The 19,347-nt window shown below is 27.6% G+C and carries 23 protein-coding genes and 1 other annotated feature; of the genes, 9 read left to right on the top strand and 14 right to left on the bottom strand.

All coding sequences use genetic code 11. From position 1 onward, the window contains the following. Positions 1-355: 355 nt before the first annotated feature. Positions 356-1,342: a N(5)-(carboxyethyl)ornithine synthase gene (locus EJL03_RS11730; protein WP_125154156.1), complete on the top strand. Its 987-nt coding sequence runs from the start codon at positions 356-358 to the stop codon at positions 1,340-1,342. A 40-nt stretch (positions 1,343-1,382) separates the two neighbouring features. On the opposite strand, the gene asnS is transcribed toward EJL03_RS11730, so the two are convergent. Then, the gene (gene asnS, locus EJL03_RS11725; RefSeq protein ID WP_125154155.1) at positions 1,383-2,774 is read right to left on the bottom strand and encodes an asparagine--tRNA ligase; all 1,392 of its coding nucleotides are present in this window, start codon (positions 2,772-2,774) and stop codon (positions 1,383-1,385) included. Between the two features lie 59 nt (positions 2,775-2,833). Next, positions 2,834-3,078, bottom strand: a binding site (T-box leader). A 169-nt stretch (positions 3,079-3,247) separates the two neighbouring features. Then, a complete protein-coding gene (locus EJL03_RS11720; RefSeq protein WP_206427367.1) occupies positions 3,248-3,718 on the bottom strand; it encodes a methylated-DNA--[protein]-cysteine S-methyltransferase in 471 nt (156 codons plus the stop codon). A gap of 147 nt (positions 3,719-3,865) precedes the next feature. On the opposite strand from EJL03_RS11720, the gene EJL03_RS11715 reads away from it, so the two are divergent. Beyond that, a complete protein-coding gene (locus tag EJL03_RS11715; RefSeq protein WP_206427366.1) occupies positions 3,866-4,555 on the top strand; it encodes a cytochrome c biogenesis CcdA family protein in 690 nt (229 codons plus the stop codon). Between the two features lie 12 nt (positions 4,556-4,567). After that, on the top strand, positions 4,568-5,098 hold the full coding sequence (locus tag EJL03_RS11710; protein ID WP_125154154.1) for a TlpA disulfide reductase family protein: 531 nt from the start codon (positions 4,568-4,570) through the stop codon (positions 5,096-5,098). Positions 5,099-5,143: 45 nt separating this feature from the next. Here the strand turns inward: EJL03_RS11710 and surE are convergent, their stop codons facing one another. Beyond that, positions 5,144-5,896 (bottom strand): 5'/3'-nucleotidase SurE, encoded by a 753-nt coding sequence (gene surE / locus EJL03_RS11705; RefSeq protein WP_125154153.1) that lies wholly within the window; start codon positions 5,894-5,896, stop codon positions 5,144-5,146. A gap of 165 nt (positions 5,897-6,061) precedes the next feature. Continuing rightward, a complete protein-coding gene (locus tag EJL03_RS11700) occupies positions 6,062-6,961 on the bottom strand; it encodes a DMT family transporter (RefSeq protein ID WP_243108713.1) in 900 nt (299 codons plus the stop codon). 225 nt (positions 6,962-7,186) lie between these two features. Here EJL03_RS11700 and EJL03_RS11695 point away from each other — a divergent pair, with 225 nt between their 5' ends. The 3 genes from EJL03_RS11695 to EJL03_RS11685 all read left to right on the top strand — a co-directional run bounded on the left by EJL03_RS11695 (position 7,187) and on the right by EJL03_RS11685 (position 8,344). After that, positions 7,187-7,750 (top strand): hemerythrin domain-containing protein, encoded by a 564-nt coding sequence (locus EJL03_RS11695; protein WP_125154152.1) that lies wholly within the window; start codon positions 7,187-7,189, stop codon positions 7,748-7,750. Positions 7,751-7,970: 220 nt separating this feature from the next. After that, positions 7,971-8,144: a cation:dicarboxylate symporter family transporter gene (locus EJL03_RS11690; RefSeq protein WP_279222080.1), complete on the top strand. Its 174-nt coding sequence runs from the start codon at positions 7,971-7,973 to the stop codon at positions 8,142-8,144. 41 nt (positions 8,145-8,185) lie between these two features. Further along, on the top strand, positions 8,186-8,344 hold the full coding sequence (locus EJL03_RS11685) for a cation:dicarboxylate symporter family transporter (RefSeq protein ID WP_243108711.1): 159 nt from the start codon (positions 8,186-8,188) through the stop codon (positions 8,342-8,344). Positions 8,345-8,489: 145 nt separating this feature from the next. On the opposite strand, the gene EJL03_RS11680 is transcribed toward EJL03_RS11685, so the two are convergent. Then, positions 8,490-9,668, bottom strand: a complete 1,179-nt coding sequence (locus EJL03_RS11680) for an SAM-dependent methyltransferase (RefSeq protein WP_125154149.1) — start codon at positions 9,666-9,668, stop codon at positions 8,490-8,492. A 265-nt stretch (positions 9,669-9,933) separates the two neighbouring features. Then, complete coding sequence (locus EJL03_RS11675; RefSeq protein ID WP_125154148.1) at positions 9,934-10,521, bottom strand: HDIG domain-containing metalloprotein; 588 nt, start codon at positions 10,519-10,521, stop codon at positions 9,934-9,936. Positions 10,522-10,746: 225 nt separating this feature from the next. Between EJL03_RS11675 and EJL03_RS11670 the strand changes: the two genes are divergently transcribed. Next, positions 10,747-11,298 carry a helix-turn-helix domain-containing protein gene (locus EJL03_RS11670; RefSeq protein ID WP_125154147.1) on the top strand — a complete coding sequence of 184 codons (552 nt, stop codon included), beginning with the start codon at positions 10,747-10,749 and terminating at the stop codon, positions 11,296-11,298. A 59-nt stretch (positions 11,299-11,357) separates the two neighbouring features. Here EJL03_RS11670 and rlmH read toward each other — a convergent pair whose 3' ends face one another. The 7 genes from rlmH to EJL03_RS11635 form a co-directional block, all read right to left on the bottom strand. Next, positions 11,358-11,837, bottom strand: a complete 480-nt coding sequence (rlmH, locus tag EJL03_RS11665; protein ID WP_125154146.1) for a 23S rRNA (pseudouridine(1915)-N(3))-methyltransferase RlmH — start codon at positions 11,835-11,837, stop codon at positions 11,358-11,360. 131 nt (positions 11,838-11,968) lie between these two features. Beyond that, positions 11,969-12,472: an SEC-C metal-binding domain-containing protein gene (locus EJL03_RS11660; RefSeq protein WP_125154145.1), complete on the bottom strand. Its 504-nt coding sequence runs from the start codon at positions 12,470-12,472 to the stop codon at positions 11,969-11,971. A gap of 101 nt (positions 12,473-12,573) precedes the next feature. Next, the gene (locus tag EJL03_RS11655; protein WP_125154144.1) at positions 12,574-12,744 is read right to left on the bottom strand and encodes a CxxH/CxxC protein; all 171 of its coding nucleotides are present in this window, start codon (positions 12,742-12,744) and stop codon (positions 12,574-12,576) included. Further along, on the bottom strand, positions 12,728-13,297 hold the full coding sequence (locus tag EJL03_RS11650) for a GerMN domain-containing protein (RefSeq protein WP_125154143.1): 570 nt from the start codon (positions 13,295-13,297) through the stop codon (positions 12,728-12,730). Before EJL03_RS11650 ends, EJL03_RS11655 begins: the two co-directional genes overlap by 17 nt. 15 nt (positions 13,298-13,312) lie before the next feature. Next, on the bottom strand, positions 13,313-14,098 hold the full coding sequence (locus tag EJL03_RS11645; RefSeq protein WP_125154142.1) for an MBL fold metallo-hydrolase: 786 nt from the start codon (positions 14,096-14,098) through the stop codon (positions 13,313-13,315). Between the two features lie 14 nt (positions 14,099-14,112). After that, complete coding sequence (locus EJL03_RS11640; protein WP_125154141.1) at positions 14,113-15,372, bottom strand: UDP-N-acetylglucosamine 1-carboxyvinyltransferase; 1,260 nt, start codon at positions 15,370-15,372, stop codon at positions 14,113-14,115. Positions 15,373-15,575: 203 nt separating this feature from the next. Next, complete coding sequence (locus EJL03_RS11635) at positions 15,576-15,737, bottom strand: DUF1540 domain-containing protein (RefSeq protein ID WP_125154140.1); 162 nt, start codon at positions 15,735-15,737, stop codon at positions 15,576-15,578. 123 nt (positions 15,738-15,860) lie between these two features. On the opposite strand from EJL03_RS11635, the gene EJL03_RS11630 reads away from it, so the two are divergent. Next, positions 15,861-16,409 carry a 2'-5' RNA ligase family protein gene (locus EJL03_RS11630; protein WP_125154139.1) on the top strand — a complete coding sequence of 183 codons (549 nt, stop codon included), beginning with the start codon at positions 15,861-15,863 and terminating at the stop codon, positions 16,407-16,409. A 77-nt stretch (positions 16,410-16,486) separates the two neighbouring features. Here the strand turns inward: EJL03_RS11630 and EJL03_RS11625 are convergent, their stop codons facing one another. Continuing rightward, positions 16,487-18,385 carry a type I glutamate--ammonia ligase gene (locus EJL03_RS11625; protein ID WP_125154138.1) on the bottom strand — a complete coding sequence of 633 codons (1,899 nt, stop codon included), beginning with the start codon at positions 18,383-18,385 and terminating at the stop codon, positions 16,487-16,489. Between the two features lie 247 nt (positions 18,386-18,632). On the opposite strand from EJL03_RS11625, the gene EJL03_RS11620 reads away from it, so the two are divergent. Further along, the gene (locus EJL03_RS11620) at positions 18,633-19,292 is read left to right on the top strand and encodes a hypothetical protein (protein ID WP_125154137.1); all 660 of its coding nucleotides are present in this window, start codon (positions 18,633-18,635) and stop codon (positions 19,290-19,292) included. Positions 19,293-19,347 lie beyond the last annotated feature (55 nt).

Genomic DNA, 19,347 nt, shown 5'->3' with positions numbered 1-19,347 from the left:
CGAGATGGAAACGATTTATATGAACTTAATTCATGTAAAACAAAATAAGTTCATAATATTTATAATTTAAACTCTATAAATTTAATTATATTAAGGAATGAAAGGTATAATTCAAATTTCAATTAAACATATTCTTTAGATATGATGAGAATTACATAGGATGGATAAGAAAGTGTGGAGTAATTGTTAATAAATTGATTTTACAGCCTACAACTTGAGTTTAATCTATAAGTTGTAGGTTGTAGATTGTTTAGAAAATGTACTATAATAATAATATGCATTAAAGTTTTAAAAAGGAAAGTAACAACTTGTAATGCGTAATGCGATTGTAAGAAGTTTAAGGAGATGGTATTCAATGAGAACTATTGGATTTATATTAAGTCCAAAAGAAAATGAAAAGAGAACGGCGTTACTTCCTAAATATATTAAAAAGTTGAATTATCCAGAGCAGTTATTTTTTGAAACAGGGTATGGTGAAAAATTTGGAATAGATGATGAGGAATATATAAAATTAGGAGCGAATATTGTTAGTAGAGAAGAGGCTTTAAAAAAAGATATAGTTTGTGATCCTAAAATAGGAGATGGAGATTACATTAAGGACTTAGATGATGAACAAATAATTTTTGGATGGGTACATGCAGTTCAAAATAGAGAGCTTACAGATTTATTATTAGAAAAGAGATTAACTGCTATTGCTTGGGAAGATATGTATGAAGGAGGAAGACATGTCTTTTGGAGAAATAATGAAATAGCAGGAGAAGCCGCTATAATGCAAGCATTTTGTGAGTATGGTAAGTTCCCTTATGAAGCTAAGGTAGCTATTTTAGGAAGAGGGAACACTGCAAGAGGTGCTTATAGAATACTAAATGGATTAGGAGCAGATATAACTGTATATAGTAGAAATATGGAAAAGCTATTGAGAAAGGAAATAGGAAAATATGACGTAATTGTAAATGCTATATTATGGGATACCACTAGAAAAGATCATTTAATATATAGGGAAGATTTAAATAAAATGAAAAAGGATGCTATTATAATAGATGTTAGTTGTGATGCTAATAAGGGTGTAGAAACCAGTAAAATTACAACAATAGAAAACCCTACTTATTATGTAGATGGAGTTATGCATTATGTAGTTGATCATACTCCTTCACTATTTTATAAAACTGCAACTGAATCTATTAGTGAACAAATATATAAATATATTGATATATTAATTGACGGCAGAGAAGATGACAATAAAGTATTATCAGATTCTATAATTATAAGAGATGGAGAAGTTTTAGATAAAAAAATAATAGAGTTTCAACATAGAAGATTTAAAAAATCTAATATAGCTTAAAAAAGCCTCATATTGAGGCTTTTTTGTATATTTATTAGCTTTAAAATTCCGCAGAACCTGTTGTTCTAGGGAATGGTATAACATCCCTTATATTTGACATTCCTGTAATATACATTAATATTCTTTCGAAACCTAAACCAAATCCTGAATGCTTTGTTTCACCATATTTTCTTAATTCTAAGTACCACCAATAATCTTCTTTATTTAAGTTTAGTTCCTTCATTCTAGATTCAAGAATAGATAGCCTTTCTTCTCTTTGGCTTCCACCTATTATTTCTCCAATACCAGGAACTAGTAAATCCGCGGCAGCAACAGTTTTGCCATCATGGTTTAGTCTCATGTAAAATGCCTTTATATCCTTTGGATAATCAGTGACAAATACAGGCTTTTTATATATTTTTTCTGTTAAATATCTTTCATGTTCAGTTTGAAGGTCTATACCCCACTTTACAGGGTATTGGAATTTTTCACCTGATTTTACTAATATATCTACAGCTTCTGTATATGTTATTCTAGCAAAACTAGATTCTGTAACATTTTTTAATCTATTAAATAATCCTTTATCAATGAAATTATTAAAAAATTGCATTTCTTCTGGTGCATTCTCCATAATATAGTTTATTACATATTTAACCATTTGTTCTGCAACATCCATATAATCAGTTAACTCTGCAAAAGCCATTTCAGGTTCTATCATCCAGAATTCAGCAGCATGTCTTGCAGTATTAGAATTTTCTGCTCTAAATGTAGGCCCGAAAGTATAAACATTTCTAAAAGCAAGAGCATAGGTTTCAGCTGATAACTGACCGCTTACAGTAAGGTTAGATTCCTTGTTAAAAAAGTCTTTAGAGTAGTCAATATTACCTTCCTCATTTTTAGGAACATTATTTAAATCTAAAGTTGTAACCTTAAACATTTCACCTGCACCTTCACAATCGCTGCCTGTAATTATTGGAGTATGAACATATACAAAGTTTTGATCTTGAAAAAATTTATGTATAGCATAAGCAGCTAATGAACGTATTCTAAATACTGCTGAAAAAGTATTACTTCTTGGTCTCAAATGAGCGATAGTTCTTAAATACTCAAGTGAATGTCTTTTTTTCTGCAGAGGATAATCTGAAGAAGAAAGCCCCTCTATTAATATATTCGATGCATGTATTTCAAAAGGTTGTTTTGCATTAGGGGTGGTTACTACCTTACCCTGAACAGTTAAGGATGAACTAATTGCAAGTTTAGAGATTTCTTTAAAATTATCTAACTTATCGTCAAATACTATCTGTACGTTTTTAAAAAAACTCCCGTCGTTTAGTTCTATAAAACCAAAGTTTTTAGATACTCTTTCTGTTCTTATCCAACCAGATATACTGATTTCTTTATCTGTAAACTTTTCAGTTTCTCTATAAAGTTGTTTAATAAATATCTTTTCCATTACTAATTTGACCTCCTTAAATTTTAAATTACTATAAAAAAAGCCCTTCATCCTCTAAATAAAGGGACGAAAGACTGAATTCGCGGTACCACCCAACTTGCCAAAATTGGCCACTTTTATCCACACAGAATAAATCTATATGTACCAAATATAAGGTTTTGGTTACCTCTAAGCCTACTCTTATATACTAATTTCGGTTAGAAACTCTGGGATGTTCTTCAATAAAGGTTTCACATTGATCTTACACCATCATCAATTCGCTTAGGTTACGACCTTTAACTACTCTTCCCGTCATAGTATTTTTGTATACTTTTATCTAAATATTATAATAGTTTAAAGATTTAATGTCAAGAATAAAATATTTAATTTTGAAATATATTCATTGTTTGTGTATATATTATTATTATAGTTTTAACTAAAGTATATTAAATTATTAAAGGTAAAATATTCAAATAAACCTTAGAAAAATTAGATTATTTTGTTAGATGTATTTTTTCATGTTCTATAAGCCATTGTTTTCTCCATAGTCCACCAGCATAACCAACCAGCTTTTTATTAGAACCTATAATCCTATGGCAAGGTATAATTATTACTATTTTATTTTTGTTATTAGCATTACCTACTGCTCTAGAATAATTTTTATTACCAATTTTTTCACCAATGTCTTTGTATGATACTGTAGTTCCGTATGGAATATTTGTAAGTTCATTCCAAACCCTATTTTGAAAATTTGTTCCGTTTGGACTTATAGGTAAATTAAACATTTTTCTTATACCTTTGAAATATTCATCTAGCTGACTTATACACATAGAAGTAATAGAGTTATTAGATGATTTTTTGTTTATAGAATCAATAAAATTAACAGCTAAAATAGTGTTGTCAGATGAAGTTATTTTAATATATCCTATAGGAGATTTATAATAATCTTCAAATATTTTAATCATAATATACACCCCCATCTTAATGTTTGAATTTTTATAAATTATATATTAAAGTATAATTTACTTCAATATTTATTTTTTTAATAATATCTTTATAAATGTTAGTTATAATATAATAGATAATTAATAAATTTTATAGGAGGTTATAGTTTGCAAAATAATATATCTATACTACTGGCTTTTTCTTCTGGGGTTCTTTCGTTTTTTTCACCTTGTGTTTTGCCTCTTGTTCCAATGTATTTGTCTTATCTTGCTGGAACTTGTATAGAGGATTTAAAATACAAAAATACTACAGTAATTTATAAATCTATAGGATTCACTATAGGATTTTCATTGATTTTTATAATGATGGGTGTATCCATTACATCATTAGGTAAATTGTTTATAAATTATAAGAGTATATTTATGAAAATAGGGGGTAGTTTAATAATTTTATTTGGAATTCATACCACAGGGCTTTTAAAAATTAAACTATTTTATTATGAAAAAAGGTTAATTAATGTAAGTAAAATAAGAGCGGGGGTTAGTTCTATTTTTATGGGCATGGCATTTGCAATAGGTTGGACTCCTTGTATAGGGCCTATATTGGCATCTATTTTAATATATACAGGAAGCTTTGCAACTATTAATGCGGGCATATTACTATTATTAGTTTACTCTTTAGGTTTGGCTATACCATTTGTAATATCAGCATTTTTAATAGAGGGAGTATCTAAATATATTTTTAAATTTTCTAAGTATTTTAATATAACATCTATAGTAAGCGGAATTTTACTTATTATTATGGGAATAATGACTTTTACAAATAAAACTTATATTTTAAATAATATATTCAGATGAGGGAGATATGGTATGAAAAGAAAAGTATTATTTATAGTTTTAATAGCTCTTCTTATAATAGGCATAGGAGGAGCCAAATTGTATACATACAAACAAAATAATAAAAATTTTTCTATTAAAAATAAAGACGAAGTAAAAAAAACTCAGTCTATTGATTTTACACTGGAGGATGTATTTGGAAATAAAATAACTTTAAGTAATTTAAAAGGTAAAAAAGTATATTTGAATTTTTGGGCAACTTGGTGTGGATATTGCAAGGAGGAATTGGATGATATACAAACTCTTCATAATGAGTACAAGAATAAAAATATAGTTATATTAGCTATAAATGTTGGAGAGGATAAAAAAACGGTAAAAAAGTATTTAGATGAATCAAGGTATAATTTCACAACAATTTTAGATATTGATGGTAAAATAACGGAATTATATGGCATTCAAGGGTTTCCCACATCTTTATTTATAGATGAACAGGGTTACGTATATAATGGGGTACAGGGACTTATGAATCTTAATATGATGAAGGAGAAATTAGATATAAAATAGAAAAATTTAAAAAAATAAGTACGTCTCAAAAGTTGAGACGTACCCTTAAAACCAATTTGAAACATCATTTAATATTTTAAAATTAGTTAAATCGTAATGAAGAGGGGTTAAGGTAACATATCCTTGTCTCAGTAAATATGCATCTGTTGATTCTTTATGATTATTATATAGGTTTCCATTTAAATAAAAACAGGTTTCATTGTTTTCATTAATTTTTTCATCAAAATAAGTATTATATATTCTTCCACCTAATTGACATACTTTTAACCCTTTTATGGAATCTAAGTTTTCACAAGGTACATTAACGTTTAACACCAAATCTTCTTTTGTAAAATTTTGTTTAGATTTACTTATTATCATAGCAGCATATTCAGCTGCAGATTCATAATAAACTAAATTATTTCTAATTTCTGAAGACATAGCTATAGATGGAATTTTGTTTATTGCAGCTTCTATAGCTGCAGAAACTGTACCAGAATACAAAACATCCATACCAAGATTTGTCCCAGCGTTTATACCTGAAATAACCATATCGATTTCATCATCCAAAAGTTTATTTATTGCTACTTTGACACAATCTGCAGGAGTTCCCCCTATACTAAAAGATTTGGATTTTATTCCCGGTAATTTTACTTCTTTAATTGAAATAGGATTTAAAATTGTTATGGAATGACTACTAGCGCTTTTTTGAAGACTTGGGGCAGCTATTATTAAATCATGTTCTTTTTCAAGCTTTTTAGCTAGTATATGCAGTCCTAATGCGTTTATTCCATCATCATTTGTCAAAAGTAATTTCATAAAATACCTCCATATTATTATTTTAAATAAATCTTTAAGCTACTATATATAATAACTCTATTATTATTAAAGTATTGTAATATATATATTAATAAACCAGAAGAAAGGTTATTTTTATAATAAATAAGATAAATTTATTTAAGTTAATATTTATAAGCTTTTATTTTAAGAAATGAATTTTTTATGATCTTTATTTAGAAAATTCCATTTAGTTTCTGCTGTTATTATTGCTAGTAATATGATAACACATCCTATACACATTTTATAAGTAAATAACTCGTCTAGTAATATACATGATAGGATACTGCCAAATACTGATTCTAAACTTAATATTACGGCTGTGTGTGTGGCTGTAGTATATTTTTGGGCAATGTTTTGAATCAAAAATGCGATAAAAGTACTAAATATGGCTAAATAGGCTATGGGAACAAGGCCTTTTAAAGGAATAGATTTAGGAGTACCTTCAAGAATAAACATCCATATTAAAGACAAAATTGTTGCTACTAAAAACTGAACAAATGTAAGGATTATAGGGTCGTGGTTTTTAGTAAAATGACTTATTGATACAATATGACAAGCAAAAAATAAAGCACAAAGTAATGTAAGAAAATCACCTAAATTTATGTACAAAGAACTATTTAAGGTTAATAAGGATATTCCTATAAAGGATAAAAAAGTAGATAGTATATTATAAATATCAGGTTTTTCACCTGATGTAAGCCAGTATATAAATGGAACCATTATTACATTTGTTCCAGTTAAAAAAGCTTGTTTACCAGCGGTGGTATACTGAAGTCCCACTGTTTGAGTAGAAAATGCTAAAAATAGAAAAAAACCTATAATAAATCCTGCTTTTAAATCTTTTATATTTAATTTTTTAATATTTTTAAAAAATATCATACCTATAAATATAGAAGCTATAAAAAATCTTAATGTAGTAATAAAAAATGGTAAGACTGAATCTAATGCATTTTTAGTAGCCACAAAACCGCTGCCCCAAATTATTGTGACAATTAATAATGATAAATCTGCTATTAGACCCTTCTTTTTTATCAAATCAGTCAAGTGATAACCCCCTTTTAAATTTTAAATATATTAAAATTCATTATATCCCAATATGGTTTAAGTGTAAATATTACATAGGTAACGTATGTTACCTATATATTTAATAAAATTTAGTATAGTTAATATAAAAAAGAAATATACACAAAGTATTAATTGTTGGATTATTTGAGATACTAATTATGGGGATATAAGGAATAAAAAATATTAGATAAAGGGGAAAATAGTGTGAATGCTATAGAAACCATGATAAAAGAACATGATAATATAAGAAGAATGCTTAAAATTATAAGGAAGTATTGTTATGAGATATTAAAAGATGAGTATGTGGATTATAAAGATTTTTATAAGATAATAGATTTTGTAAGATTTTATGCCGACAGACATCATCATAGTAAGGAGGAAAATATACTATTTACTATAATGGATGAACAGTATAATATGCTTAAAAATGGACCTTTAACAGGTATGCTTATAGAACACGATATGGGAAGAATGTATATTCATAATTTAGAAGAGGCATTAAAAGAATTGGAAAAAGGTAACCAAGAGGCAAAGTTGGATATCATAGCTAACTCTATTTCATATACCAACTTATTAAATAGGCACATATATAAGGAAAATAATACCATATATAAATTTTCAGAAGCTTCCCTATCAGCAGAAAATAAAAAACGATTAAATTTTGAGTGCTGTAAAATAGAGAGCATGGCATCAAAAAATGAATTGCAACGAAAATATGTAAGTCTTATAAAATATTTAGAAGATAAAATAAATAACTATAACTTATAGTCTGTTGTAATAAGACAGCAGTTTTTTATTTATTATGGAAAAAACTATTGATTTTTATTTTAATAGAGAGTATATTTATGATTATTTTCATATTAAAAATATAGTAATAGTATTTTATATTTTTGGGTAAGGAAGATATTAGTATTTTTATACTAATTATAATTTTAGTGATGTTATATATACTAAAAATTAAAAATATTAGTTTTAAAATCGGGTACTAATTTCAATGATTATAGGTATTAAAATGTGTTCACTACCTTATTTAAATATGGAGATAATAGAACTAATAGGAAAGATGTATATAAATCTAATTAAGATGTTAGTAATTCCTTTAGTAGTATCAACTCTTATATCTAGCATCACATCAATAGAGGAACCAGAAAACTTAAGTTAGTATTAATTACAACTATAGCATCAATTGGAACAGCATCTATTATGGCAACAATTTTGCTTGCTAGTATAGAATTGCCCATGGAAAGTATAGCTATGTTATTGGGAATCGGTACCATATTTAATATGGCTAGAACTGCAACAAATGTTATTGGAACTGCTGTAGTAGCTCTTTTGGGGGCAAATTCCCAAGGGGAGATTTAATAAGGGAAAATTAGGTTTTAATATATAGGGGGAATCAGAAGGAGAACATCCTTCTGATTTTTAGTGTAAACTATTATGGAAATAGGTATATTAAAAGTAATATAATAACTTATAATTATTATTTTAATATTATAGGGGAACTAATTTATTTATACAAATAATCCCTTGTCATAGGAAATTCATTATTTAATCCCTTAGTGAATATAAATTGATGTAAATCTATGACCCCATAATGAAATGAAGCAGCGCAAGAATTTAGGTATAACCGCCACATTCTAATAAAAGTTTCATCAAAACCCATTTTTCTAACATTGTCCAAACATTGTTCAAAATTTTTAGCCCAAGATTCTAGTGTTTTACAATAATGTAGACGTAAACTTTCTACGTCAATTAAGTGTAAATCGTTTTCTGGCATATTATGAACTAGTTCTCTAATAGATGGTATATATCCTCCAGGGAATATATACCTTTTAATCCATTGGTTTGCTTCACTTTCTATTTGAGCAGTTATACAGTGTAGTAGAGATATTCCATTAGGCTTAAGTAATTTACTTACTGTATTCATGTAAATAGGAATATTTTTTTGACCTACGTGTTCTATCATACCGACACTTACAACTCTATGAAATGTTTCACCTGTTTTTAACAATTCCCTATAGTCCATTAATTTAACTTTTACTTGATTTTCTAAATTATTTTCTTTGATTCGTTGATTTACTTTATTGAATTGTTCATTACTTAGAGTTATTCCAAGAGCTTTAACTCCATATTTTTTTGCTGCTGTTATTATAAGTTCTCCCCAACCACAACCTATATCCAATAAAGTTTCATTTGGGTGTAGATTTAGTTTTTTTAGTATATGGTCAACTTTGTTTAATTGAGCCTGATACAGAGAATCTTTTCTGGTTTTAAAATAGGCGCAAGAATAAATCATAGTTTCATCTAACCATAATTTATAAAAATCATTTCCAAGATCATAGTGATATTGAATATCTTTTTTACTATTTTTAACGGAGTGGGGGGTTATTTTATATAATTTTTCAAAAAGTGAAGCTTTATGTAAAAAGCTATCTTTGTTTTTATAAACAGATTCTATTATTTCTTGGATATTTCCTTCAAAGTCTATTATATTGTTCATGTATGCTTCTCCAAAGGTTAAAAAAGGATCTTTTATTATATCACTTTTGGATAAATGTTTATTTATTAGTATTTTAAATTTTATATCTCCTTCTCCAAACTTTTCTGTAGTACCATCCCAAAATTGAACTTCAAAAGTATCTGAAAAAATGTTTTTTAGAAATTTTTTTAAAAATAGTTTTTCCATTGCTATATCTCCTCTAAGTACTTTTTTGTAGAGTCTAACCAAAACATTTAATTATATACATATAGTAAATATTAAAAATGAATTGGTCAATTTACTACTTGGATATAATAGAAGAGCATATTAAAGAAAATGAGAGAAAACAATAAAAAAAGCACTGGTCATACCACTTCGAAAGAAAATTGAACTAGAATTTTAATAGGAGGTACTAGTTGATTTATTATTAAATTTAAATGGTGCTACTGAATATATTCAGTAGCACCAAATTTTAATTGTTGTATATTTTCATCTCGTTTATAATATAAGACTCACAAGAGCGCATAGCTAAAATTGTCTCTTTAAGTAGTTTATCTAATTCCCACCCAAGCATTTCAGCACCTTGCTTAATTACATCACGGGAGCATCCTTTTGCAAATTTTTTATCTTTGAATTTTTTCTTAAGGCTTGAAAGCTCCATATCCATAACGCTTTTAGATGGGCGCATTTTTGATGCTGCACCAATAAGACCCGTAAGTTCGTCTATAGCAAATAATATTTTTTCCATATTATGTTCTGGTTTTGGTTGTTCATTTAAACAAAGTCCGTATCCATGACTAGCTACTGCCCTAATTAACCTTTTATTTACACCTAGAGAGTTCAAAATTTCTTGGCTTTTGCTACAGTGTTGGTCTGGATGCATTTCATAATCTAAATCATGAAGCAAACCAACTATAGACCAGAATTCTGATTCATATTCGTAACCTAATTTTTTTGAAAAATATTTCATAGATCCTTCAACTGTTAAAGCATGTTGTATATGAAAAGGTTCCTTGTTGTATTCATTAAGTAAGTTCCAGGCATAGTCTCGTGTTATCATAAAAATATCCTCCTTTTAAATCATATAACTTAAATTAAAATTAAATCATATTATGTATAGATTAGTTGTTTATAAAGAGAAAGTTAATATTTTTAAATATTAACTTTCTTGTTTCTTTCATATGAATATAATATAATAATTTACGAATGTAAAATATATTTTATGTTAATTATATTTTACATTCGTAAATTATAATTGTCAATATATTTTTGGAGGTTTATTGAAATGGATATAAATTTTATTATAGCAGAGAATTTAAAAATCCTAAGGAATGAAAGGAACTTAAGTTTAGGCAATCTTTCAAAGTTATCTGGCATAAGTAAAGTTATGTTATCTCAAATTGAAAAGGGAGAGACTAATCCAACTATAAATACTATTTGGAAAATAGCTAAGGGATTAAAGGTTCCTTATACATCATTACTTGATGAAAAGGAAAATAATACTCATGTTATAAGAAAGAGTGAAATAAAAACTCAGTATAATGAAGAGGGACATTATAGAGTGTATTGTTATTATACTTCTACAGCCTTTCGTAATTTTGAGTTTTTTCAAATAGAAATTGATGAAGGTTTTTCATATAAATCTATTGGCCATTCTAAAAAATCACAAGAATATATTATGGTTTTAGAAGGGGAATTAACATTAAAGATAAGTAATGGCATCCATAAATTAATGCCTAATGATTCAGTAAGTTTTTTAGCAGAAGGTGAACATACATATGTTAATAGTGGAATAGGAATTGTAAGTGCTACTATAATAAACTTTTATCCTGTATAATTGTAGGATTATAAGCTTATTGTTAAACTTAAAAAAAGGTGGATTAACCACCATTTTTATTACTTATGATATGGTTCTCCTTTCATTATTTTAAAGGCTCTATAAATTTGCTCTAAAAGCATAACTCTAAATAATTGGTGTGGAAATGTCATTTTTGAAGAACATATTTTGTAATTTGCTCTTTTTATGACTTGTTGGGATAGACCCAAACTTCCTCCTATAACGAAGAATAAGTTGCTTTCTCCAATGATACCTAGATTTGAAATGAATCCTGAAAATTCTTCTGAATTTAATTCTTTGCCCGATAAATCCATAGCAATAACATAACTATTATTTTTTATTTTATTAAGTATCATATTTCCTTCTTTATCTTTTATTTGTAACTCTTCTTTATATGAAGCGTTATCTGGGGTTTTTTCATCTGGCAATTCTATAATTTCTAATTTGCAATACCTAGATAATCTCTTAGAGTATTCATCAATAGCTTGTTTTAAGTATTTTTCTTTTAATTTACCTACACAAATTATGCTTATATTCATATAATGTTTTAGTAAGAAGGCAAAAATTGCTCTTACTAAGTTTCACATCCTTTCAGTTTATATATAACCTAAATAAACCTTACATATTATATGTAAGGTTTATTTTTGAGATGAGAAAGAACTAAAAAAGATTATGCGGTTTTACCACAACACTTTTTATATTTTTTCCCACTACCACATGGGCAGGGCTCATTTCTACCAATTTTATTAGTATTAACAACTGTTTTTGAGTCTTTCCATTTAGTATGTATTTCTTTTCTTTTTTCTAATGAGAATATAGCATCCCATTGAGGAAGATTATAAAGATAATCAGCTTTTGCATCTAACATATTAAAATATAATTTCTCATAATCTATATTTAGACTGATGTCTGTATCCTCTTCTACTTTTTCTAAATCTATTGTTTCAACTAAACTCTCATTTACACCATCAAGAAATCCCATAAAAAATATAGAAGAAACTTCAAATTCTGTGGATAAGCTATTAATGTTACCTTTTATTTCTGTACCATGTTTTGCTAATATCTTACTGTAGATGCTTTTTTCAACAGCACCATATTCATTCCAAAAGGCAGCTTCTCCTTTTGTTCTTACATAATCAACAACCATATCTGTCCAAGCTTTATATAAACTCATATCAATTCTCCTTTAGTATTTTTTTAATATATAAATTATAATAAAATTTTTAGGTATCTTCAATAAAATACCTAAAAGAAATTACGTGTTATCTTATATTTTTACAAATTAGTTTTCAATTCATATAAGGCATTTTTAGCACAATAATTACAACTTTTATTAGTAGAATTATCAATGTTAGTTAATATAGGGAAAGTTTCATAATCTACTAAGAAGTCATCTATAGCTATATCTATATGTTCTTCACAACTAAATTTATTTTTTTCGTGCATTTTCTAAATCTGTCCTTCCTAATGGTTTTGAAATGTCAAAATTTCCGTTCAGTGTATCAATGTCTTTGTTTTCCACTAGTATTTTCACCTTTTCTATAGAAGGAAGTGAAGTTAAGGACCAAATTATGCTTTTTAAACATGCCTCTTCTTTTGTTGAGGGCATATTTTTAACAAAAACATCTTTACTAAGGTTTATGTATGCTATTTTGTCTTTAGTAGAAAAGCTTAAAAGCCTGGTTTCCTTAGGTAATACTGGTTTTAATTTACTATTAACCGAAGGTCCTTTAATTAATTCATGCATTATGAGTTCACCAAGAAGTTCATCTGTTTTAATTAATCTTTCTTCTATAGCTACATCACTTTTTTTGTTATCTTGAGATGAATCAAAATATAGTTGTAAATCTATAGAATCGATATCTGAATTTGGAAGAGTAATCTTCTCAATTTTTTGTTTATTTTGTGAGCTCAATTTATCTTTTTTTTCGCAACCAATAAAAGTAGTAGTTGATAAAACTAAGAGTGAACACATAAATACACATAAACTTTTTTTCATTTTTTTCACCTTTCTTCAAAATTCTACAATCTTACTAGGGATACTTCTATTTGCCATAAAAAGTTCTATATCCTCATTAAGTTTTACTTCATTTTCTGTTAGTAAGCTTAATACAGTTTGATATGCTAGATCTGGATAATTATTTGTCTTACTAAGGTGTCCAAGCATTATCTTTTTTTTATAGCTATTTAAAATACTAAGTATAGCTTTACCACAGGCTTCATTAGATAGATGTCCCATATCGCTTAATATGCGTCTTTTTAGTACGTAAGGATAGGGACCAAATTTTAACATTTCTTCATCGTGATTACTTTCTAATAAAATTGCATCGGCATCTTTTAGTATACTTTGAATTTCTTCTGTGAAATATCCTAAATCTGTAGCTAAACAGAATTTCTTTTTATTATTACAGATTGAATAACCATGAGGTGAAACTGCATCATGGGGTATATTATAACTTATAATGTCTAGGTCTTTAACATTACTGTAATTATTTTCTATAATTTTTATGTTGTGTTCCTTTAATTTACCTATTTTAGGTAGCATAGCTTCCCATGTAAGAGAATCTGTATATATAGGAATATCATATTTTCTAGATAAAACCCCTACACCTTTAATATGGTCTGTATGTTCATGAGTAACAAAAATCGCATCTATTTCAGTAGGTTTTTGATCTATGGTATGTAGAGCCTTTTCGATACTTTTACCTGGAAGACCAGCATCTATGAGAATTTTTGTTTTTTCAGAGGAAACTAATACACTATTACCACTACTTCCACTATATAAAGAATAAAAAAACATATGGTTTCTCCACCTTATTTTACTGTAATTCTCTTTATGTTCGCACCTAGAGAATTAAATTTATTTTCAATATGAGGGTATCCTCTATCAATATGTTCTATATTTAATACTTCAGTAGTACCTTCTGCAATTAATCCTGCTATTACCATAGCAGCTCCTGCTCTTAAGTCAGTAGCTTTTACTGTAGCACCAGTAAGTCTGTCTGCACCATCTATTATGGCAGTTCTACCCTCAACTTTTATATTGGCACCCATTTTTTTTAATTCATCTACATGCTTAAATCTACTTTCCCAGATGCTTTCATTTATAAGACTTCTTCCTTTAGAAGCACATAACAATGCACTCATAGGTTGTTGTACATCAGTAGGGAACCCAGGATATGGTAAAGTTTTTACATTTACGCCTTTTAGATTCTTATTTGATTTTACTGTAACAGAATCACCATTTTCTATTATTTCAGCACCCATTTCTATAAGTTTTGCTGAAATAGATTCTAAGTGTTTTGGAATTACATTAGTTATAGTAACTTCTCCACCACAAGCAGCAGCGGCAATCATATAAGTTCCCGCTTCGATTTGGTCTGGAATTACACTATAAGAGCAACCTTTTAGTTCTTGAACACCTGTAACTCTTATTATATCTGTTCCTGCGCCTTTAATATTAGCGCCCATGGAATTTAAAAAGTTAGCAACATCAACTATGTGAGGTTCTTTTGCTACGTTTTCCAATGTTGTAGTGCCTTCGGCGAATGTTGCTGCAAGCATTACATTAATAGTAGCTCCAACGCTCACTACATCAAAAAATATACTAGTTCCAATTAACTTATCTGCTTCTACAATAACTACACCATGCTCAATAGTTACTTTTGCACCTAAAGCTTCAAAGCCTTTTATATGTTGATCTATGGGTCTAACCCCTATAGGACACCCACCTGGCATTTCAACTCTAGCTTTTTTAAATCTACCTAATAGTGCTCCAATAAGATAGTAAGAAGCTCTCATTTTTCTAACATCTTCTGTATTAGCATCGTGGCTATTTAATATTGAACTATCAATAGTAACAGAATTTTTATTTACTTTTATTTCACATCCTAAACTTTCGATTATTCTTTCAAGACAATGAACATCTTCTATGTCAGGAATATTATCTATAATACAAACATCTTTACTAGCCATTAAAGCTGCTGGAAGTATAGCTACAGCAGCATTTTTTGCTCCACTGATATCTACATTACCATGTAGGGATTTACCACCATTTATAACTAACTTATCCATTCCCCGCATCCATCCTTATCTATAGATTTATATATATAATATTTGTTGTTTTCTGGAATTAATTCTAAATCTGAATATTTACAAACCTTATTATAACATAATTCCATACTATTTTAACATTAAATTTTAAAATGTGAATAGGTAGAGTTAAAAATAAATAAAAAATCCAAAGGGAATTTTTCACCCATTTGGATTTTTTGGAATTAATTTTCTTTTTCGAAGCTATTACAATCTGTACACTCTACTGAATGTGCTACAGATTCATGTTTTGCTACTTGAATTTTTTCAAGGGTACAATAGTTATCTTCTTTACAATGATATTTGCACTCATCAACTGTACATGCTATACTATTATTATGTTTCATAAATAATCCCTCCTGTAATTTATCATATATATTTGTTTATGAACATTTTTATTTTTCCACAAATAAATTTATATATTCTAGTAATTTTATTGAAAAAAGTAAATAGGAATTTGGGGGATAGAAATGAAGTATTATTTGGTTGCTTTATTTGATGATAAATCTTATTCTTATATAGAAAATATACAAAGGAAGATTTGTAAAAGATATAGAACATATAGAAATCTTCCTATGTTACATATAACTTTAGAGGTAATAGATGATCCTAATATACATGAATTATCAAAAATTGTTACAGACATCATAAAGCCTTATAAAAGATTTAAAGTTATGTTAGATGGAACAATTTGTTTTGATCCACCATATAAGTCTGTTAATTTAAAAATATCAAATAAAGGATATATAACAAGGTTATCAAGAAACATAAATGATAATTTAAAATCAAGAGGTTTTAAAGTAAGAGATAATATAGAGAATTGGGATTTACATGTTTCTTTAGCTAATACCAATTATGCAGCTAGAGAATGGAGTAATAGAGAATATGTTGCTGCATGCCAATGGATGAAGAGAGAATGTATAAATAGAATGGCAACAATAAAGGCGATAGAACTTTGGAAACCTATTAATAATAAAAAGGAAATGGTAGTTAAGAGTTTCCCATTAAGAGATTTTTAACTGGTAGTAAGCTCTGCCAGTTTATTTATTATAAAAAGGAAAAAATAAAGGGAACTGCTAAAGCAGTTCCCTTTATTTTAAATATCTAAAAGATTTTTTTTATAGGTTGAATAAAGTTTCCTTAGATTTTGCATTTTTTCATCTAACTCTAATTGAAGATTAGATAACTTAGAATAATTTTTTGTATCTGCAGATTCCTTGATTTTAGTAAATAAACTTTTTCTATTATAAGTATCTTTCATAATATATTGTCTTAGATCGTTTATTAACATCCAATTTGATATATCTAAGTCTAATGCTCTGTCTATTGAATGAAGCATTTTAAAACTTCTTATTTCTTCGGAATAATTATTTAATAGTCTTGTTGTTATTTCTGTAACCCATCTATCTATTGTAGTAAGTTTATAACTATTAATAATTTTATCTGTTAATATGTTACCATCTTGTAATGTTTTTAGTTTTTCAGGATATTTATCAAATGCAATTATATTTTCATATACTGTTGCAGGTGCTTTTCCAAAGAAACATTCTCGTTCTTTCTCTGTGAAATCTTCAAAGACATCTGCCTCTGTTCTATAAGCTCTATTTTTTTCTAAATAATCATATGATTCATTAGGTTTTTTAGATAATTCAGCAAGAAGATCATCCTCAGATTTATTATTTAAAATAGCATATTTTATACCATCTAGCATAGTTAGATACAATGTGGATATAGCTAAATAAGTATTAGTATGAGGACTTGGAGATCTTAATTCAAATCTAGTCCCTAAAGGATTTTGTAAATCCCTTATTACTCCAACTAATACAGTCCTATTTCTAGATGGGACTTCTACTGAATGCCCGATTGATGTTACTATACAAACAGGAGCTTCAAATCCAGGCTTTAGTCTTCTAAGAGAATCGTTTGAAGAAGCTATAAAGGGATTTATAACTTCATAATTTTTAAGTACACCCATAAGTGAAGCATAACCTAATGTACTTAAAAAATGTTTTTTATTTGTAGAAAATAAATTAACTTTTTCACCGTTTTTTAATTTTGCGGCAATACCTATATGAATATGTTTCCCACTACCTGCAACTTCATCTACGGGCTTTGCTAAAAATGTAACATCTAACCCATTCCTTCTAAAAGTTTCTTTTATAATGTTTCTAGCAAGTAGTTCATTATCAGCGGCCTGAAGGGGAGTTGAATATTTCCAATCTATTTCAAGCTGCTCCATTATATGAGTTAATTTACCTGTATCATCTAATTTGGCTTTAACTCCCCCAACTTCTTTATGACCCATCTCAGGTTTAAGACCATAATATTCTAAAACTAAAAGAGATTGTTCTAGAGAGGTTCTAACTACACCTTTAGTTCTAGTCCAATATTGTTCATGTAAAACTTGAGAGGTTGATAATTCCTCAATTTCCGCTTTATCATTTGGGGTTTTTACCCAGAACTCTAATTCAGTTGCAGAGGTAACTTCTAAATGGGATATATCATCATAATTTAAATTAAAATGTGACAAATAAGATGGATTGGATTTAAATAGTTTGTGAAGAGAGGATTTAAAGTGGTCAATGGAATTTTTTAAAATATGTCTTGAGTCAATAGGTTTATTTTCATGATATAAAAAACAAGGAATACGTAAAGTTCCTATAGGTTTTTTAGTTTCAGAATCTATATGTTCATAATTATAATCTACGAACCAGTTAGAATCTAAATCCGCAATCATATCTACCTTAGCATTATTTAATGTTGCGATACCAGGAAAGTACACAGAAGAACCGTCTGTTTGTACAGAACCTTTTAGAAAGGTAGATATATCTTCTATAAAAAGTGAAACTGGTATTTTTTCATCTGTATCATTTCCAGATAAATCTACACCGATAAAAGATACAAATTTTATTTCTGGATGAGAGAGGAGTAGTGAATGTATAGCATTTTCTGAATGCTGTTTTGTTGGTATTGAGTAAATTAAGTCTTTTACCATATTAAACCTCCTTATAAATAATAATAGAACATATAAAATATGTCTATTTAGAATGTAGAAATTTTTTAAAATATATATGCTTGATTTTATAATTAATAAACTTTGTTGTCAATAAAAAATAGAACTTAAATGAGATAAAATTATATGGGTTTTTTATATAATATATATTTTATACTATTATTTTTTTAAAAATAAGGTATAATTTATTTGAAGTAATTAAATAAAATAGATTTAGAGAGTGATGGAAATGAATAAACCAATTAATCCTGTAAAACAAAATGTAAGGGTAAAACAATATTTAGGGTGGTTTATAACTTTTACTTTCCCACTAGCAGTTAGAGAAATAATGGAATTAACTAAAAGTCCATTCTTAGCAGCATTAGCCTATTGGATTGTATGTGGAATTCTATTAAGATTTACTATTGGAGGAAAGTTACCATATTTTAAACCACAGTGGAAAAAGGTTAAAAAAGAGACAATAATTTTATTTTTATCTACTATATTATGTGGATATTTATATGTAAATAATTCAGTACCACAACATACAAACCTTAAGGATATGGCTATTAATATATTTTTATTTGCTATTCTTAATGGAACTTTTGAACATTTAGTTTGGATAAATATATTTGATTTGGCAGGGAGCAAGATAAAGATTAATGGATTTATAGCATCCTTTATCTATACTGGATTAATACATATGTTATTTTGGAGTGAATTTATGCCAACACCTGTTGTAAATACTTGGACATTTTTAGTATGTCAAGCTTTCATGTTCACTATACCATATATAATTTATATTAAGACAGAGGATATAACAATATGGAGTATACAACATATAATTTATAATTTTATAGCTGTGATATTCATGGGATTTGGAGCAAGTGGATTTATACATCTAAATTAATTCACCTTTCTTACTTATAATGAATAAATTATTAGAGAATTAAGTATAGATAGGT

It is taken from the genome of Clostridium rectalis, assembly GCF_900626095.1.
Lineage (GTDB): Bacteria > Bacillota > Clostridia > Clostridiales > Clostridiaceae > Clostridium_AS > Clostridium_AS rectalis.
The sequence above is the reverse complement of the archived record's forward strand: the minus strand, read 5'-3'. Positions and strand labels throughout refer to the sequence as shown.